Annotated in this window: 11 protein-coding genes; 2 read left to right on the forward strand and 9 right to left on the reverse strand. The window is 49.2% G+C overall.

The window, feature by feature from the left end; genetic code table 11:
* Nucleotides 1-5: 5 nt before the first annotated feature.
* The 5 genes from FEM33_RS16910 to FEM33_RS16930 all read right to left on the reverse strand — a co-directional run bounded on the left by FEM33_RS16910 (nt 6) and on the right by FEM33_RS16930 (nt 10,671).
* Nucleotides 6-3,269: a DUF1553 domain-containing protein gene (locus FEM33_RS16910; RefSeq protein ID WP_139013174.1), complete on the reverse strand. Its 3,264-nt coding sequence runs from the start codon at nt 3,267-3,269 to the stop codon at nt 6-8.
* 75 nt (nt 3,270-3,344) lie between these two features.
* Nucleotides 3,345-5,063 (reverse strand): RagB/SusD family nutrient uptake outer membrane protein, encoded by a 1,719-nt coding sequence (locus tag FEM33_RS16915; RefSeq protein WP_139013175.1) that lies wholly within the window; start codon nt 5,061-5,063, stop codon nt 3,345-3,347.
* A gap of 11 nt (nt 5,064-5,074) precedes the next feature.
* Complete coding sequence (locus FEM33_RS16920; RefSeq protein ID WP_229214286.1) at nt 5,075-8,650, reverse strand: SusC/RagA family TonB-linked outer membrane protein; 3,576 nt, start codon at nt 8,648-8,650, stop codon at nt 5,075-5,077.
* Between the two features lie 244 nt (nt 8,651-8,894).
* Nucleotides 8,895-9,977 carry a FecR family protein gene (locus tag FEM33_RS16925; RefSeq protein ID WP_139013177.1) on the reverse strand — a complete coding sequence of 361 codons (1,083 nt, stop codon included), beginning with the start codon at nt 9,975-9,977 and terminating at the stop codon, nt 8,895-8,897.
* A 118-nt stretch (nt 9,978-10,095) separates the two neighbouring features.
* Nucleotides 10,096-10,671 (reverse strand): RNA polymerase sigma factor, encoded by a 576-nt coding sequence (locus tag FEM33_RS16930; RefSeq protein ID WP_139013178.1) that lies wholly within the window; start codon nt 10,669-10,671, stop codon nt 10,096-10,098.
* A 346-nt stretch (nt 10,672-11,017) separates the two neighbouring features.
* Between FEM33_RS16930 and FEM33_RS26435 the strand changes: the two genes are divergently transcribed.
* Nucleotides 11,018-11,164: a hypothetical protein gene (locus FEM33_RS26435; protein ID WP_161597168.1), complete on the forward strand. Its 147-nt coding sequence runs from the start codon at nt 11,018-11,020 to the stop codon at nt 11,162-11,164.
* Between the two features lie 411 nt (nt 11,165-11,575).
* On the opposite strand, the gene FEM33_RS16935 is transcribed toward FEM33_RS26435, so the two are convergent.
* The 4 genes from FEM33_RS16935 to FEM33_RS16950 form a co-directional block, all read right to left on the reverse strand.
* The gene (locus FEM33_RS16935; protein WP_139013179.1) at nt 11,576-13,192 is read right to left on the reverse strand and encodes a RagB/SusD family nutrient uptake outer membrane protein; all 1,617 of its coding nucleotides are present in this window, start codon (nt 13,190-13,192) and stop codon (nt 11,576-11,578) included.
* A 15-nt stretch (nt 13,193-13,207) separates the two neighbouring features.
* A complete protein-coding gene (locus FEM33_RS16940) occupies nt 13,208-16,471 on the reverse strand; it encodes a TonB-dependent receptor (RefSeq protein ID WP_201747777.1) in 3,264 nt (1,087 codons plus the stop codon).
* 257 nt (nt 16,472-16,728) lie between these two features.
* Nucleotides 16,729-17,919, reverse strand: coding sequence for a FecR family protein (locus FEM33_RS16945; RefSeq protein ID WP_139013180.1), 1,191 nt, complete (start codon nt 17,917-17,919; stop codon nt 16,729-16,731).
* A 150-nt stretch (nt 17,920-18,069) separates the two neighbouring features.
* Nucleotides 18,070-18,663, reverse strand: coding sequence for an RNA polymerase sigma factor (locus FEM33_RS16950; protein ID WP_161597169.1), 594 nt, complete (start codon nt 18,661-18,663; stop codon nt 18,070-18,072).
* A gap of 260 nt (nt 18,664-18,923) precedes the next feature.
* On the opposite strand from FEM33_RS16950, the gene FEM33_RS16955 reads away from it, so the two are divergent.
* Entirely contained in the window at nt 18,924-20,009 is a 1,086-nt protein-coding gene (locus FEM33_RS16955) for a Gfo/Idh/MocA family protein (protein WP_139013182.1), read from the forward strand.
* Nucleotide 20,010 lies beyond the last annotated feature (1 nt).

Consider the following 20,010-nt stretch of genomic DNA (forward strand, 5'->3'; position numbering starts at 1 on the left):
TTCCTTTATCTCTTGATCAAAAATTCATCAAAATTCATTACCGTACTCGCCACGATGGTGCCTGCGGCTACTTGTGCAGGATTAAGCATTTTGTCTGCCGGATATTCCCCTACACCCAGTATTTCCTTGACACGTTTCGGGTTCCTGCTGAAATCGGAATATTCCTCTTCGTACAGCTCTTTCAGAATCGACATTTCCCTGTTGTTCGGCGGCCTGCTCGTAAGCGCCGTAAAGGCATAGGAAATCTGTTCGTCCAGCGTTTTGCCTTTCCTGAACATCTGCTGCGCCAGTACTCGGGATGCTTCTACAAACTGCGGATCATTCATGACCACCAGCGCCTGCAGCGGCGTACTGGTTTTTTGTCTTTTGGTAATACAGAAATGCCTTTCCGCAGCATCAAAATTCAGCATCATCGGCGGCGGCGAGCTGCGTTTCCAGACCGTATACAAGCTTCGTCTGTACAAACTGTCGCCGTGCTGCTGCTTGTAAACCACTTCGTTCCGGGTTGCCAGTGCTTCCCACAGTCCGCTGGGCTGGTACGGATAAGCGCTTTTGCCTCCGATCCGCTGCGTGAGCAGGCTGCTGGAAGCCAGTGCATTGTCACGGATCTGCTCGGCACTCATGCGGTAACTCGGGCCGCGTGCGTAAAGCCGGTTATCCGGATCGCTTTCACGCATTTCCTGCGTTCCGTTCGAAGACTGCCGGTAAGTGGCACTCATCACGATCATTTTCTGCATTGCTTTTACATTCCATTTGGACTGCCGGAATGTTGCCGACAGATAATCAAGCAGTTGCGGATGCGTAGGCAGTTCGCCCTGATTACCGAAATCGTCGCTGGAAACCACAAGCCCTTTTCCGAAATACATCATCCAGAAACGGTTCACCGTTACGCGCGTAAAAAGCGGATGATCTTCGTGCAACAGCCATTTGGCCAGTCCAAGCCTGTTTTTGGGATAATTTTCGGGTATTTTAAAAAAGCTGTCGGGCGTATCCGGATTGACCGCCTTGCCCGGCGCATCATAGGCACCGCGGTTCAGGATGAATGACTTGCGCGGAAACCTGCGCTCTTTCATCACCATGACATCAATTTCCTTGTCCAGAATCTCGGTTTCCTCCCCGATCAGTTTCCGTCTTTCCGCAAGGTGTTTTGCATACTCAGGGTCCATGTTGCTGAAGTAATATTCTTTCAATGCATTCAGCTGAGCCGGTGTGCGGGATGCTGCGGGTGTTTTTATCGCTGCGGCCAGCTCGTTTTTCAATGTGTAAAGTCCTAGCATTTCCATGCTTGTGAGCGGACGGGTATAAATTTTCAGTTCGTCCACTTCGAAATTTTTCGTCCGCTGATCCGATAACCGGCCGATATTCAGCTTGTCTACGTACCAGTTCGTTTTATTCTTTCCGTAGAGAATGCTTTCTGTCAGGTTGTCGTTGTATACCACCACTTTTGCAGGCAGGCCATTGATGTACAATTTCAGACCGCTCGCTTTGCTCAATCCGTCGTAAGAAAACCCGATCTGTGTCCATTTGTTCATCGGGAATTTCTCAACGGTTTGTACTTCAATGGCGTTTTCAGGCCATACATGGCTCATGGTCAGTTTGATGCGGCCATCTTTTTCGCGGAAAATATTCCAGCCGCGGTAACCGTTCATGACACCGTTCGATTTGTGAATAAGCGAGCCGCTGACTGCCGGATCATGCAGATTAAGCCAGATGCTGATGCTGAAAGGCTGGTTCCGTTCGAAAAAAGCAAATTTATCCCCGAACCCTACCGCATTCTCGCCGTACATATACCGTGCTTTCCCGATTTTTCCGGGACGGGATGCCACGTTGGACAAGCTGTCGTCGCCTTCTGAAATGGCTTTGTGTTTGGGATCAGCAAGATTCCGGAACGCTTTGCCTTTCGGCTCATCGAATGTAAAATGCCCCAGCAAATCTTTCGAGTCCGGAAGCAATGCTTTTTCAGGGTGAACCTCGGCGGCAGCAAGCCATTTCCTGAAATCCTGATCACCGCCTGCAACGCGCTGCTGTCCTTCCGTGCTTGCTTTATTGAGACTGGTATGGATGAATTTCAGCCTGGCCTCGGCTTCCGGCGTTGGCAAAGTAATACTCGGGCTCGCCTCGCCATTGTACGGAATCTGCCCGTTTTCATTGTTGTTGTTGAAATACGAATACAGCGAATAGTAATCCTTGTGGCTGATCGGGTCGTATTTATGGTCGTGGCAGCGCGCGCATTCTACGGTAATGCCCAGGAATGTTTTTCCAAAAGTATCCACCCGGTCTGTAACATAAGCCGTTCTGTATTCCTCGGGAATAATCCCGCCTTCCTGACTTTGCTGGTGCATGCGGTTGAATCCGGTTGCTACCATCTGGTCGCGCGTTGGATTCGGCAACATATCGCCTGCAAGCTGCCAGGTTACAAACTGGTCGTAAGGCTGGTTCCGGTTAAAGGACTTGATTACCCAGTCGCGGAACGGCCAGGCTGTGCGCATGCCGTCGTCCTGATAGCCGTGCGTATCCGCATAACGTGCCGCATCGAGCCAGGCAACCGCCATGTGTTCACCGTAATGCGGCGAAGCAAGCAGTTTGTCAATTACCTTTTCATATGCTTTGGGAGACTGGTCGGCCAGAAATGCGGTTACTTCTTCCGGCGTTGGCGGCAGGCCTGTAAGGTCAAGGTAAGCGCGGCGGAGCAATGTGGTTTTATCCGCTTCGGGTGCGGGACTGATGTTTTTTTCTTCCAGCTTGTTCAGGATAAACCGGTCAATGTCATTTCTGACCCAGCTTTCATTTTTGACTTCCGGAAGTTTCGGTTTTTCCACTTTTGTAAAAGCCCAGTGCGGCTTGTACTCCGCTCCCTCTTCGACCCATTTTACCAGAATTGCTTTTTCACGCGCGGTAAGGGACAAATGCGATTCCGGCGTTGGCATCATTACTTCCGGGTCGTTTGACAATATGCGATGCACGAGTTCACTTTTACCGGGCTTGCCGGGCAGAATGGCTTTCAGGCCGCTTTCCGTTTCCTTCTCGTAAGCCACTTTTGCAATGTCGAGCCGCAGGCCTGCTTTCTGATGGTTGGCATCGGGGCCGTGACATGCAAAGCACCGGTCGGAAAGAATGGGTTTCACGTCATAGGTATAGTCGATCGGCTGCGCCAAAGTGGACATTTCCGCAGCGACGTCATCCGGCAGATCAACCTTGCCGCCGCAGGAAGCCAGTACGGCTCCTGCAAGCGGCAATAAAAGGCCGTATGTAAACAAGCTTTTGAACATCAATGAGTTATTTAAATTCATCACTTACAAAACAAAACCAAATATTTGAATATTCGGTTCTTTGTTGTCATTTTTTTAATATCCCGGGTTTTGCTGCAAGGTTGCCTGGCCGTTTTTTGTACTGTATACAATGGCCTGCTGCGGAATAGGATAATACTGGTGCTTTTCTTCAAATTTAGCTCCGCTGAGGTATGTTCGCAATGTTTTTTCCTTATCCAGATACTTGTTCAGAACGGTGACTGCAATGCCCCATCGCACCAGATCAAAAAACCGGTGGCCTTCCATGGCAAACTCGAGTCTGTTCTCAAAACGAACCGCTTCCCTCGCATCTGCCGCGCTGGTCCAGGGATTCGTGTAAAGACCCACTACATAATTGGCGGCCGGCTTGCCTGCATCCGTTTTTACAAACCCGTCCGGATTCGCCGCACGTTTTCGGATCATGTTCACATATTCACGCGCCTTTTCAAGGTTTCCCAATTCCACTTCACATTCTGCCAGCCAGAGTAACACATGGTCGTAGCGAATCAGGCGGTAATTGTTTGTGCTTTGTCTCGGGTTACCGGTTTTGCCGGATTCGGCTTTGCTGACGATCTGTTTTTTGGAAGAATAAGGTCCTGCATAGGATTGGTCGCGAATCCAGAAACGTCCCGGATGTACTCCCCAGTCAATAAACGGAATGCCGCGGCGTCCAACGGTCCAGTCGAGCCGGGCATCGAGCCTGCCCGTATAAGGTTCAAACGGCGCCGACGAAAGCAGCCCTTCATCATTTTTCACATCCACATCATTGAAGGTCTTGATCAAAGGCAATCCTTTTTCATCCGTTTTATAGGCATTGACCAGATTCTGCGAAGCCTGATAAAATCCGCAGCAGCCGCCCGGGCCGTTGGGATACATATAAGTAAGCTCATCGCCCTGATTGCCGCCCGAACCGTCCGCTGCCGTTACGGAATACTGCACCTCGAAAACAGATTCGGGATTGTTGCGGGTTTCGGCAGCAAAGTTGTCGTGAAAATGATCGACCAAACGGTATTTACCGCTGTTGACCACCTGAACAAGTGCCGCTTTTGCCGCAGTAAGATGCGCAATATCGGGCTGGCCTTTCGGAAATCCCTGATGCATGTGGCATTTGCCGAGGTAAGCCAGCGCCGACCATTTTGTGGGCCTTCCGGCCTGCGCCTGGGTTTCGGGCAGGTTTTCGGCAGCAAACTGAAAATCAGCTTCAATCTTGGGCCATGCATCTTCCGTGTTGGGAACCTGCACGCTCGCCGGGTCGCTCGTATCCCAAAGCTGCTCGTCAATGTAAGAAATGTTTCCCCACATTTTTTTAGCCTCGAAATGATAATGTCCGCGCAGAAAACGCGCTTCTGCCTGAATCTGAATTTTGCGGGCGTCGTCAAGGCCGGTCACTTCCGGCAACGTTTTCAGCACGTCGTTAGAGCGTGCCACACCGTCATACAAAGTCCGCCATTTGCCGTAAATGTGCGTGTTGGTCGTAAGCCATACATACCGTTCCATGAACGTCTGCTCCGGCTGGTCGCCCGCGTCGGAACCTTTATACGCATCGTCGGATACCACGCTGCCGAAAATCCAGTTGGAAGCCGCGCCGTGCCACGAAGTCACACCGCTGGTTCCGATGCCGTCCAGCAAGGCGTAAGCGCCGGTAAGCGCGCCCTCAATGCCGGATGCGGTTTTGATAATGTCCGGACTGTATTGTCCCAAAGGCTTTTTTTCCAGAAAGCTGTCGCCGCACGAAGTTGCTATAAGTAAAGAAATAAATAGGAATATCTTTTTCATGTCAGTTCTGTTTAGAATCCAAGACTAAGCCCTACGATAATTGATTTCGGAGTGGGATAAACACCTTCATCCACGCCGATCTGACGGTCGGAGCCGCTGTTGAAATTTCTCAGGTTCACTTCCGGATCAAGGCCGGAGTATTTGGTAAAAGTGAACAGGTTCTGCGCCTGCACATACACTTTCAAATGATCGGTGCCGATTTTGTTCAGAACGGATTTCGGCAGTGTGTAGCCCAGCTGAATGTTCTTGAACCGCAGATAGGAACCGTTTTCAACGAAATAAGTGGAAGGTTCTCCGCTTTGCGCGTCGTTGGCATCCAGAATCGGCAGCTTGGCATCCGGATTGTCCGGGCGCCACGATTCATAGAGCATCCGCTTGGTCCGGTTACCCTGAAAAACCTCGAAGTCAGTCCAGTAACGAACATGGTTAAAGATTTCATTGCCCTGTACGCCTTGCGCAAAAATGGTCAGGTCAAAGTTTTTAAAAGCGACATTGGCATTGATTCCATACGTAAAATCCGGGTGCGGACTGCCGATGTAAGTCTGGTCGTTTGCATTGATTATGCCGTCATTATTGATATCCCGATAGTCAAATTTGCCTACGCCCTGCGTTTTTTTGCCATTGATATAAATGTTGGAATCGTAATATCCGGGAAACTTCGCATGTGCGGCAACCTCTTCTTCATTCTGCAGAATGCCGTCGATAATGTAACCGTAAAATGACGAGATCGGGCGGCCCGCAATGGAACGCGTCACGGCCGGCGTGCGTAGGGAAAATCCGGGCAGGAAGTCGTTCGGGTTTTGCGGATCGAGCGCCAGGATTTTGTTGCGGTAAGTTGAAAAGTTGACGCCGATGCTGTAAGTCAGCTGTCCGTCCATCACCGCATCATTGTAATTCAGGCCGAGGTCTATGCCCCGGTTTTGCAGCGAAGCGATGTTCTGGGCAGGAATGGCTGCGTCTCCAAGCCGCGGATCGTATGCCTTTGTATAAAGTAAATCTTTGGTCTGCCGGTCGTAAACATCCAGGCTGAGATCGAATTTTCCTTTGAACAGATTGGCATCAAGGCCCACATTGACCGTCGTTGTGGTTTCCCATTTCGCATTGGGATTGCCGAACCGGGCCAGATCAAAGCCCTGCACATAACCGATCGGTGCGCCCCCTATTCCGTAACCGCTGCTGTTCGGGTTGCTCTGGTAGGTTGAATAAGCATTGAAGTCGCCTATTTCCTGATTGCCCGTCTGGCCCCAGCCCGCCCTCAGTTTCAGATCCGTAATAAAGCCGACATTGGCCAGAAAAGCTTCTTTCGAAAGCCGCCAGCCGACGCTTGCTGCCGGAAAAGTAGCATAGCGGGAAGCTGCCTGAAAACGGGAGGACGCATCCCGCCTGACCGTTCCCTGAAGCAGATACTTGTCCTGAAATGCGTAATCGACTCTTCCAAAATAAGAAAACAGTGACCATGACGAGGTCGCGTAACCGCTGTTGGTGGAAGTGGACGGGTTACCGGCATCAATATATCGGAGATCTTCCACATTGGAAAAAAATCCCTGACGGTATGCGTTGACAAAGTTCCCGTATGAATCAATAGATTCCAGACCGGCGAAAACATTCAGATGGTGACCGCCGAATGTTTTGTCATAGGTCAATGAATTGGTCCAGGTCCATGCGTAGCTGTAACTTCTGTTTTCGCTCAGGCTGTTCACATTTGTACCATGCGCAAGCTCGATTTCCACCGGCGTGAAATAGGTTCCTGCAGAAACCGTAGCATCCATTCCGAAGCTGGTTTTTGCCGTCAGGTTTTTGAGAATGTCCACTTCCGCGTATGCATTGCCGAAGATCCGGAGATCCTTATAACCATTGTTTTTGTTTCGGACCAATTGCCCCACGGGATTGTTGGCATTGCCGAGATTACTGCCCAAAGTTCCTGCGAAGTTCCCGCCGATGTCGTAAACCGGAATGATCGGCTGTGCGCGGTACGTGTTGGAAACCTGGCTTGTCTCGCTGTTATTGCCGTAATTCCCCTGCCGCTGGCCGTATGCAACCTGCAGGTTTTCTCCGATCCTCAGTCTTTTCCTGATCGTAAATTCCGTGTTGGCACGAACCGAATAGCGTTTGTACCCATTGTAGATCAGAATGCCCTGCTGATTGAAATAATTTGTTGAAAAGGCATACCTGCTTTTTTCCGAACCGCCCGAAACGCCAAGCTGGTAATTCTGGATCGGTGCCGGGTCAAAAACCTCGTTCTGCCAGTCGGTTCCTCCCTTGTTTGCTTTGGTGATGGAGAATTTGGTTTTGCCAAACTGCGGATCATTATACCGGTTGAAACTGTAATTGGCAGGGTTTACGCGCGGATCGTCTGCAGAAGCGCCGTCCGGGATAATGTAGTCGGGAATCACCGGCTCGGCGCCGCGGCCAAACTGTGCATGCTCGGGATTGCCTGTGGTCGGGTTTACGACATTGGCATTTCTTTTACTTTGCCAGAGGTACTGGCCATATTCGGCCGTATTAAGCAGATCCATCGTTCTGGCAAGCCGCTGCACACCGTAATAGGCATCAAAAGTGAATTTCGGAACACCTGTTTTCCCTCTTTTTGTCGTAATGATCACCACGCCGTTTGCTGCACGTGAACCGTAAATGGACGCGGAGGAAGCATCTTTCAGGATCTGTATGGACTCAATGTCATTCTGGTTAATTGTGTTCAGGCTGCCCTTCGTCGGCACACCGTCGATCACGTATAAAGGATCATTGTTTCCCAGTGTGCCGTAGCCGCGCACACGCACTGCTACGCCTCCGCCGGGCGTATTGTCGGTCCCTACGGTAACGCCTGCCGCGCGTCCCTGCAACTGCTGTGCAAGGTTGGTGGCCGGAACTGCCAGCAGCTTATCCGCATCGATCACACTGACAGAACCTGTAATATCCCTCCGCGACTGGGTTGTGTAACCGGTTACAACCACTTCGCTCAACGCCTTGATGTCGGCTTCCAGCGTAACATGGATCAATGACCGGTTGGCAACCTGTATTTCCTGTGATACGTAACCGACAAAGCTGAAAACCAGAACAGCACTTTCGTCCGGCACCACCAGGCTGTACGATCCGTCGCCGCTTGTGATCGCTCCCTGCTGTGTACCTTTTACAACCACGCTAACGCCCGGCAGCGGTTCTTTGCTGTCGCTTGCCGTTACCTTGCCTTTTATGGTCAGATCCGCCTGGTCCGTGTAAGGCAGCGGCGCCAGTAATCCCTGCTGCCTGGCTGCATCAGGCGTTTCTTCTTTCTTTTTGTTTAAAATAATATAATCACCCGAAACCGAAAACCGGATCTGCAGCGGAACAAGCAGCTCCTTTAACACTACTTTAAGCGTCTGGTTGGTTGCGGAAAAAGTAACTTTCTGATTTTTAATCAAGGACGGAACGTATGAAAATTTCACATTGGCGGATTTTTCGATACTGGCCAGAACGCTCTTCAGTTCCTGCTGATCTGCCTGTATGCTGACTTCGCGGTTCAGGAGTTCCTGCGCCAGTCCGCTGCTTGCAAAGGACAGATTCGTGCAGATCAGCGAAACAAGAAATGGAATGCATGTGAATTTTATCACAGTTACCAGAATTTTAAATGGTATACTATTTTTTTTCATAATACTTGCATTGGTTTAGGTGTAAACGAACGGCAATACCCTCCCTCCATCGTCCGGAAGGAACTTGAAATAATGGATTAAACGGAACGGAGCATTCGAGCCGGCAACGCTTGGGTCTGTTGCCCGCCTGTTCTTGATTCAGACGCAGGATTTAGTCATAGGAAGTCGGTTTAAAAGATTATATACAGGTCAGGAATATCAGGTTTTACTCGCACCCTTCGCTGGAAACAATAACCTGCCCGTCGCTGATGCGGTAACTGGCACCGATTGTCTGGCTGATGATGTCGAGTTTTGTAAAAAAGGGTTCGTTGTCCAGTTCCACGTGCAGTGCGCATTTCTCCATCAGCAGGCTGTCGTAGACGATGGGAATGCCGTACACTTTTTGGAGCGTGGCAAAAACCTTGTGAATGGGCTGGTCCCGGAACGCAAAACCGCTCTGCGTTTCTGGCTTGATGAGTTCCAGCGGCATGCTTGATATGGACTTTGAAATCAGGTGATCCCGGGTTGAGAAAATGGCCTGCTGGTTTGGTGTAAGCAGCAGCTCGGTGTTGCGGTCGCGCTGGTTATCCATGTCCTTCATGGCCAGAACGGAAACCCGGCCGCTGTGTACCAGCACTTCTACTTTTGATGCCGTGGTTTTTACAAGAAAACGGGTCCCGACAACGCGTGTGACCAGCCCGTGTGCGTATACAAAGAACGGATTGGAAGCATCTTTCTTTACATCAAAAAACGCTTCACCGGACAAATACACTTCTCTTTTCCTGTTGCGGATGAATTGGGCAGCATAACTGATGCGGCCGGCAGGCGAAAGCGAAACCACGCTGCCGTCGGGCAGGCTGATCTTCATTTTCCGGTCCGACCTGTTGACCACTTCTTTCATGGGAACGGCCGCTGCGGTCACATACTGGCTGTAATCGGAAGCGGGCTGTTTGCGCTGCATTTTCCGGGAAACGGTCCAGCCAAGGCCGATTATGATGATGAATAAAGCGGCAACGGAAATCCAGGTCTGGGTAAATGTGAAGGCAAAGGGATGTTTTGAGGAAGTTTCGGTGCTGTGAAGAATGCGTGTAACCTGCTGTTCCAGGTCATCATCAGTAAGTTCCGAACGGGCCTGGTTCCAGGTCAGCAGCAATTCGCGGGCCTGCTGCATGATCAACTTTTTGTCCGGATACTGCCTTCCGAGCTCCGTCCAGAATTCATCGGAAGCGGGTTCAGGCTGCACGGCCCAAAGTCTGAACTGCTCATCCAGCAGAAAGTCTTCCAGTTTGTAATTTTCATAATATTTCATAACCAAGTACCATCATTGCGGCACTTACACAGGCATAATCCGGAAGCCAGTAAAAAATCATGGAAAAAGTTGAATTATTTTTTGAATTTTCTTTTCAACTTCAATAATGTCCTGTAAATCAGAGAGAAGCTATAAAAAGAACAACGGTGTGCAGAAGCGTTTCCCATTTTTCGCGGAACAGCCTGAGCGTAGCGTGCAGCAAATTGGCAACGGCCGGACGGCTGATTGCAAGTACGGTTGCGATCTGGTCATTTGTGAGATTTTCGTAAAATTTGAGGTAAATAATTTCCTGCTGCCGGGGCGTCAGCGTATGCAGCACATAGCCGATCTGCTTTTTCTTTTCCTCCGTGTACTCCGAGGTGATGATCTTTGATTCAATGTCTTCTTCGTTCAGGAACAGCTCATCGTCATTATCAATAAAAATAAATTGATTGCTGCGCTGCTTTTCCTTGATGATGCGGTTCCGTAAACTTTTAAGCAGATAAGGCTTGATCTGGTCCGTACTTCCCAGAAACTGGTGCCGCTCCCAAAGCGAAGTGAAAAGGTCGTGAATGCAGTCGGTGAGCGCATCGCGGTCTGAAAGGAATTTTTTGCCATAATCAAACAAGGTGCGGTAATGTTCCCTGATAATCAATTCAAATACAGCCCGGTCGCCGTTTCTAAATTTTTGCCATAGCAGCAAATCCTTTTCCATTTTTTGGCAGGTGAATGAAAGCTAAGTTCGCATCTTCTTTATTAAGTATAATTATAACCTTTATTACTGCAAATATTCACATAAATGCACATCTTGTAATTTAATCCGTATCCAGGCAAAGCTTGTCATTATTCGCTATCCGGTAAACTGCCTAAACGTATACCTGTATACGGCGACATTACCTTAAATTTCAACATTCCTGTCCATTTCAACAGCAAAACCCAAAGGCTGCAAGGCAGTTTTCCGGTTCATAAATTGGCATTTTACCGTACGCCGGCTTTACTGTTGACGGCAACCTAATCAGAAATTCAGTTGAATCGTATGCATAATTTTCAGCTGAATTTGTATGGTTTCTTTCAATCCCGCCAATTTGATAAAGGATAACGGCGGCACCCAGTTCAACCTGAAAATCGCAGTCGGTTTTGACACCATGCGTGTGAAAAGCAGGCTTGCAAAGAAAATGCAGCGCCTATTTTCAGTTCCTGATAAATGAACGGCTTTTTTCCTGACTGCTTTTCTTCAAACCCGGTTGCAAGCACTAGGTTTTTACGAGGCCAACTAGTTCAGCACTCTGCAAAAATCCGACTTTAATCGACTATACGATATGGACAACCGTTCAGAACAGAAGTACTGTTCTAAACTGATAAATTGTAAATTAATCTTGCTATTCATGCCACGTCTGATAAAGCTTTCAGGAAACTGATTCCCGGGCACTGATTTCTTGTTCCGTACCGAGTTCGGTATAACGGCTGATAAAATCAGGTTTGCTGAATGCTTTCGGGATAAGAAACATTATAAAATGCTTTATGCTTATGACAAAAGCCAGGCAACCTTTCGGATCGCCTGGCTTTTTCGGGGTACTCAACGTGGCAGCAGAATCAGATTAAAACCGGAATCCGATGCATCAGTAACCGGGATTTTGCACCAGCAGCGGGTTCAGCTGCAGGGCAACTCTCGGGATCGGGAAAATACGGTGGTTCACATCCGAATCGGTTTTGAAGCCCCATTTGCCTTCATATTTCCCAAACCGGATCATGTCATTTCTTCGCCATCCTTCCCATGCAAATTCACGCGCTCTTTCAGCGTAAATGAATTCAAGGTCAACAGCAGACAAAGGCGCCGAAGTTGTTCGCTGTGCTCTCAGCTGGTTTACAAGCGACAATGCTGTCTGGCCCATCGTTGGTGCTCCGCCCCGCAAGATTGCTTCCGCTTTCATCAAAATAACGTCCGAATACCTGAAAATCGGGATGTCATTGTTCTGGTTCCGGTTCAGCGAAGTGGCGTCCGGATAAAATTTCATGTTGCGGTAACCCATGTGCCAGGCGATTTCATCATTACCCGCATCAAAAGCCGATACGCTTTGACGAAGTACAACGTCCGGCGTCAGATTGACCTGATAAGTCTTCGGGGCCGAAGGGCTGTCGCCGCTATAAAACTGATCGTATCCGATGTTGGTCGTTGTAACCATTACCGGGGTAACGCCATCGTTCATAAACTGCAGGCCGGTAAGCCACTGCCCGTTCCGGATGTCCCCTTTGTCATTGAAATTGGCGTAATATTCCGGCAATGTGCTTGCGCTTCCCGCCGGCGTGAACGGCAGACCGAACTTTTTGACCTCACTTCTTGGAATGTCGTAACGGGAACGGTTGTTGACACTGCGGAAAGGAAACGTGTTGGTTTGCGCCGGATCGTAAGGGATTGCAAAAATAAACTCTTTCATCTGCGGCCCGTTCGTCGGGTAAAACATGCTCAGGTAACTGCTTCTTGGTTCCAGCGCATACAATCCTGACGCCATAATCTTGTCGCAGGCGGCAATACAATCATCGTAGCGCTTTGTGCCGGTGTAATACTCGGCGTTCAGGTACATTTTAGCCAGCAAGGCATAGGCAGTCCATTTATTGGCCCGGCCGTAAGTGGAAACACCCGATACTTCACTCAGATTCGGCAATGCTTCCTGTATTTCTTTTTCAATGAAATTGAAAACTTCCAGCCGGGTCGAGTTTGGCTTCGGTGAAAAATCACCGTATTCCGTATAAATGGGCACATTTCCGAAGGCATCCATCATCATGAAATAGGCAAATGCACGCACCATTTTGATCTCGGAAATGTTGGTGTTTTTCGCTGCTCCTTCCGGTTGCTTGTCTTCCAGAATGGAAATCGTCTGGTTTGCAACGCCGATAATCGTCGAGAGCCACGACCAGTGCCCGTTGAGGTACGTGTTGTCCACCGTCCAGGTATGGTAATGGAGCGTCTGGTTTTGTCCGCCGTCGTACCAGTTTCCGCCTCTTGCGGGCATAATGCCTTCATCGGTACTGTACGATGCGATCTGAAATGCTTCTGCTCCGAAATTTCCTCTCAAGGCAACGTAAACAGGTCCCGAAGCTGAAATGAACTGCTCGTCCGTACTCGGAAATACGTCGGTGGTCAGTTCGGTGGTTACCGGTACATCCAGGTCATGACAAGAAGCCATGGCGGCCATCACCAGCGTGGAAAGGAATATATTTTTGTATGATTTTTTCATAGTTGTTTCAAAAAATTAGATAGATATATTCAGGCCAAAAAGAATCGTGCGGGTCTTCGGGTAGAAATTGTTGTAATCCACTCCCGGCGCAATGCCGCCCTGATTTACTTCCGGATCAATGCCTGTGTATTTGGTAATGACAAACAGGTTATTCACGGAAGTATAAACCCGCAGGTTTTTGACAAATGGCCCCAGTTTCCTGAAATTATACGCCAGCGTGGCATTGTCAAGCCGGATAAAACTTCCGTTTTCCAGAAAGCGCGAGGAATAAACGTATGCATTGAAATCTTTGACAGACTCCTCGGCAGCGTCCACAAGGATGTTGCTGTACTGCGCTGTGCTCGGCCTGAACAGATCGGCACGCGTTGCATTGAAGATTTTGTTCCCGAATGCGCCTCTGATGAATACATTCAGATCAAAGTTCCCGTATCTCAGGCTGTTGTTCCAGCCCATCAGCAATTTGGGCTGCGAGCTTCCGAGATAATGATAATCCTTTCCAACGACCGGCGTGGTGGTGAGGCTTCCGTCGGCGGCCACAAACTGCGATACACCGCTTTCATCTTTTCCTGCATAAAGAAAGGCAAAGTACTGCCCCAAAGGACGGCCCGATTTCAGGATCTGCAAGGATCTTCCGGACTGGCCGCCGCCCTCCGGACGTGACAACAACACCGAATCTCCGCCTGCAAATAACGGGTTGGTCAGGCTTGTGATCACGTTTTTGTTATGCGCAAGATTGACGCCGCTTGTCCAGCTGAAATTAGTCTTGTCAACCATTTTTGCGCTCAGATTGAATTCAATTCCCTTGTTGTTAACGCTTCCGCCATTGGCCACAATGCTGCCGGACGGAACAATAATGCGGTCCACGGTATAGGAATAAATCATGCCAGTCGTGTTCTTTTCATACAGTTCCAGTGATCCGTTGATCCTGCTTCCAAATACTGAAAAGTCCAGACCGATGTTGGAAGTAGCCGTTTTTTCCCATTTCAGATCCGGGTTTTCGGATTTTGTAGGGCCGAAAGCACCTGTAAGTGCGCCGTTGTAATAGTACGTTCCCAAACTTCCGGATATAAACTGTGCGGTGTAAGCATTAAAGCCGGTCGCATTTCCGGTAACGCCGTAGCTTGCTCTCAGTTTCAGGTCGCTGAGCACATGCTGGTTTTCCATGAAACTTTCCTGACTGATCCGCCATGCAGCGCCGACCGACGGAAAATACCCCCACTGGTTATTGGCCCCGAAAACCGAGCTGCCGTCTCTCCGGATCGAGCCCTGCAGTAAATACTTGCTTTTGTAATTGTAATTGAATCTTGCAAAATCCGAAATCAGCTGGGTTTCCTGATAAATACCATCGGGCCCGAAACTGATCTGATAGCCCGCCGTTCCGTAAGGATTGCTCAGCGCCAGGTTGTTGTAAGTGATATTGTCGACAGGCAGGTTGCTTGTAGTTACCTGAAACCCTTCGCCGATCCTATTATTTTGCCAGGAATAACCAATTACCGCGTTCAGGGAATGATCACCGAACTCCTTGTTCCAGGTCAGGTACGTTTCCAGGATCTTGTTGGTATTCTGATAAGAACTTCTGCTTGCCTGACCGTTTTTCCCGAACGACTGCACGGCATGAAAACCAAGGCCCGGATCGGGATTGTCGTACATGTTATTGTAGTTGTTCGTAAAATATTTGTTGTAATACGAACCCTGCAATGCGGTTGAATTGAGGTAGGAAATATCCAGGTTGTAAGTAAGCCCGAAAGGCAGTTCCAGCTGTGTTTTGAAGCTTCCGATGAGATTGTTCGTCTTGGTGTTCATCTCACTGTTGTTGATCATCGCCACCGGATTGTAGTAATTCGTATTCTGGAAATTTTCGAAATAGGAACCGTCTTCATTTTTGACCGGCGAAACTGGCAGATAGGAAGCCGACTGAAGCAGCACGGTATTGCAGTACGGAATATCGTCGGCATTGCTCTGGGAATTCGTAACAGAAAAGCCGAATTTCAGCTTGTCTTTCAAGGCACGCTGTTCGATGGACAGACGCCCGATAAACCTGCTCAGCGAACTGTTGAGCAAAATACCGTCCTTCCTGACATAATTCAGACTGGCACTGTAGGTCGTGTGCTCGCCTCCGCCGTTGAAAGACAGGTTATGGTTTGTTGAAATGGCTGTTTTTTTCTGAATGGACGATTGCCAGTCGGTATTGGCACCTTTGTCGTCGGCGGGCGAGAAGCCCACATCATTTTTTTCCAGAAAAGACCTTAACTGATCGGCCGACATCATATCGAGCTTGCTGGAAACTTTTTCAATGCCGATGTATGAATTATACGAAATCTGCATCTGGCCTGCTTTTCCTTTTTTGGTTGTGACCATAATCACGCCGTTTGCTGCACGGTTTCCGTATATGGCCGTGGCAGCCGCATCCTTTAATACGTCAATGGAAGCGATGTCGTCCGGCGCAATGGTGGAAATGTCCGCACCGGGCACGCCGTCAATCACGTAAAACGGACCCTGCGCACTGTTGATTGTGGATGCACCGCGCATGACGACTGCTGCGGGCCGGTTCGGGTCACCGCTTGCCGTAATGTTCAGGCCCGGCACTTTGCCCTGAAGCAGCTGGCCTACGTCCGTGATCGCTCCGCGGTTAAGCTCTTCAGTTTTGATGGTGCTTACCGCGCTCGTCAGGTTTTTGCGGGATTGCTGGCCGTAACCCACAACGGCTACTTCGTTCAGTGTCGTATTACTTTCCGAAAGTGTAACGGAAATAGTGCTTTGCTTGCCAACCGGAATTTCCCTGGTATCAAACCCGATGTAGGAAAAAACAAGTACGTCCGTTTCAGCGGCATTCACGGAGAAATTACCTTCCATGTCCGTCGTCGTTCCCAGTTTGCTGGCTTTCACGATGACCGTCACGCCGATCAGCGGCTTTCCGTCGGAGCCGAGCACCTGACCTTTGATGATTTCGAGGAGCTGCTTTACAGGCGCTATGACCTTTGTTTCCTTTCTGGCCTGCAAAACCACGGTCTGGTCTACAATAGAATATTCCATCGGCTGGTTTTTCAATACTTTTGAAAGCGCATTTTCCAGATCGCTGTCCTTGATGGAAACCGTGATCTTTCCGGCCTTCAGCATCAGCTCCGATTTGTACCAGAACGAATAGCCGCTCTGCCTTTCTATGTCTTTCAAAACCCTTTCCAGCGGTGCATTCTGCGCAACCAGCGTAATTTTCTGGGCTGCGGTGTTGGCACTCACCTGCATGCAGAAAGCAAGGCAAAAAATAAAGATCAGTTTCATTACCAAAAATGTTCTGGTGGCCCGGAGACTCCGATAACAGTCTGCTATACATGACAGTCCGTGTCTCTTTTGGATAAGAGAGTTGTGATTCATACTTTTGTTTTGAGTTGGTACTAAACGGTTTGCGAATAATTGTTGGGTAATGCCGGCTCTTTACAGGCGGGAGCGGTTGCAACGTTCCCGTTCTTTTTTCAGAGACAGCACCTGTTTTTTTGGGTTTCTGCGGGTGTCTATGCTGTCATATTGGCTGCCTTGGTTTACGGGGTTACGATAATTGATTTTCCTTCAATTCTGAATTTCACGCCGCTGAGCGAGAGTATTTTCAATACGCGGGAAACATTGCCGCAGCGGGGCAGCTTTCCTGTAAAGGTTTCCTTGCCCGGATTACCTTCGTAAGTCACCTCCACATCGTACCATCTGGAAATCTGCCGCATGATATTTTCAAGATTATCGTCTTCAAACTGGAAATAACCGTTTTTCCAGGCCATTTCCTTTTCCGTGTCTACGCCGCTGGCCACCACGATACGGTCCGAAACAGCTGTTACACGCGCCTGCTGACCGGGAGCCAGCATGGCCGATTTTCCTGCACGGCTTACTTTTACGGAACCTTCCATCAAAGTGGTTTTGATCGCCTTTTCATCTGCATAAGCCATTACGTTGAAGTGCGTTCCGAGGACGGCAATCCTAGTTTCACCCGCTTTTACAAAAAATGGCATTTTCGCATTGTGCGCCACTTCAAAATACACCTCGCCGGTGATTTCAACGCTCCGCTCCTTTCCGCTGAACGCAGTCGGGAATTTCAGACTGGAGGCGGCATTGAGCCAAACCCTGGAACCGTCCGGCAAAACAATGTGATACTGGCCGCCTTTGGGCGTTGTAATGGTGTTGAAGACAGCGGCTTTGTCAGCATTTCCGGAAATGTTGTAAACCAGTTCCCCGGCTGCGGACTTTGTAATGCTGGTATTGCCCTGACTGGCCAGACTGCCGTTTTTGGCGCTGTCGAGCATAATGCTGGAACCGTCGCCCAGCGTAAGCATGGCCTTGTTTCCGCCGGGCGGAATGTCGGCCAGTTCAGGCTTTGGAACCGGTTGCTGCGCAAGCCGGTTCTGATCCCCGCGTGACCACCAGTATAACCCGATGGTTAAAATGATCACGGCCGCCGCAGCCATTTTCGGCCAGAGGTAACGACGTACAGGCGTATCGTTTTCAGCTGTTTCCTCCGAAGTTTCTTCCGGAACGGCAGGGATAATGTTGCCCAGAATCCTGTCAGAAACCTGCACGGGCATTTTGGTTTCACTTTCAAACCCGTTCCATTCTTTTTCGAGCGCCTCTGTGATCACCTCGTCCGGGTTCTGCTTTATCCATACTGCCAGTTCCTGCTTTTCAGCTTCACTGCAGTTTCCGGCAAAGAATTTCCCCGTCAGATATTTTATCCTTTCTGTATACATAAATAATATTTCTATTCCGTGGAAGCAGTTGAATTCTATTTCGCCTTTTGCTAATCAGGCAAACGTTTATGATGCAGAAATCAGCTATGACCAAATAAAAGACAAACGGGAACGACGCAGGGACTAGCCGTATGTAAAAAAAATCTGAAATTATTTTCTGAGGAAGGCTGCAAGCGCCAGAAAAAGGAATGTATCGGAGTGCCGCCGAAGCTGCGTACGAATGGTCGACATGGCCTGTACGATGTGGTTTTTAACGGTATTCGGAGAAATTTTCAGCAATTCCGCGATCTCTTCATGGCTCCTGCCCTCCTGCCGGCTGAGCTGGTAAATCGTCTTTTGCTGCGCGGGAAGTTTGTCAATAATCGCACTGAGCAGCTTTTCGGTTTCATTCAGAGCAACCAGATCTTCCGTTGCATTGTGCGAGGGATCGGCCTGGAACAGTTCAGAAATCAGCAGCGTTTCGTGAGACATTCTCCGAAAATGATTGATCGCATGGTTTTTGGACATCCGGAACAGGTAACTTCCGAAATTGTCAATGCCAGCAAGTGACGCATGCTCGTTCCACAACTTCATGAAAACGTCCTGAACAATGTCTTCGGCAAGCATTTCCGATTCCGTAAGCCGGAGCACATACGCGTATAACTTGTTTTTATACAGATGAAAAAGCAAAGTAAAAGCGCTTTCGTCACCTGTTGATGACAGAGTCAGTAATGCTTTCTCGGAACCTGCAGGCTGTTCGGACACTTGGCTTCTTACAATATTTTATTCAATTATATATTAAAAATAAGACAATTATATATTTTACAACGGATAAAAACACATATAATATTTGAATACGCTTCACCACTTGCCCGACTGCTCCGGCTCCGTGCCTGATACCAAAACCAGGAATGCCATTGAAAAAGAATCCGGCGGGGTTCCGGTGGCAAGTCAGCAATGAACTGGGTGCATTTATGAAATATCTTGAAAACATACTAAATTGAGCAAATTGAAAATCTTTACTGATGCAAAAAACCAAAATCACCATACTGGGTGCCGGTTTCATTTCCGATATCCATCTTGAAAGTTATCACCGGTTTGTACCCGAGGCAGAAGTCGTGGCCGTGTATACCCGCGATCCTGAAAAAGCGAAGGCGTTTTCGGAAAAGCACCAGATCGGCCAGTGGTATGATGATATGGAACGGGCGATCAGCGAATCGGGATGCGACATTGTGGATATCTGTCTTCCCAATTTCCTGCATGCCCAAGCAACCCTGCTCGCTGCCAAAGCCGGAAAGCACATCATTATCGAAAAGCCGCTGGCCGTTACGCTGGAAGAGGCCGACCAGATGCTGGCTGCCTGCCGCAATGCAGGCGTGAAACTGATGTATGCCGAAGAATTATGCTTTGCGCCCAAATACGAGCGTGTCCGTCAGCTGGTGACAGAAGGAGCCGTAGGGCAGATTTACATGATGAAACAATCCGAAAAGCATTCCGGGCCGCATTCCGACTGGTTTTATGACATCAATCTGTCCGGGGGCGGGGTACTGATGGATATGGGATGCCATGCGCTGGCGTGGTTCCGGTGGATGCTGGGCAATAATCCGGCCGTAAGCGTTTATGCAACCATGAAAACGGTTCTGCATCAAGGCCGTACGCTCGGCGAGGATAATTCCGTAGTGATCGTCGAGTTTGAGAATGGCGTGACGGCCGTGGCCGAAGACAGCTGGGCCAAACACGGCGGCATGGACGACAAATGCGAAGTACATGGCCTGGGCGGTGTCGTTTATGCAGATTTGTTTATGGGCAATGCAGCCGTGGCATACAGCCGCGAAGGTTACGGCTATGCCATGGAAAAAGCCGACACGACAAAGGGATGGAGCTATGCGGTTTTTGAAGAAGCTTTTAACCAGGGTTATCCGCAGGAGCTGAAACATTTTGTGGATTGTGTACGCCATGATCAAGAGCCTCTGGTAACCGGAGAAGACGGACGGGCCGTACTGGAACTGATTTACGCAGCGTATGCATCGGCAGGAACAGGCAGGAAAGTAACGCTTCCGTTTGCACCGAAAGTAGAAAAGCCGGTCGATCTCTGGCTGTCGCACCGGTAAT

The organism is Dyadobacter flavalbus, from assembly GCF_006149045.1.
Taxonomy (GTDB): Bacteria; Bacteroidota; Bacteroidia; order Cytophagales; family Spirosomataceae; genus Dyadobacter; species Dyadobacter flavalbus.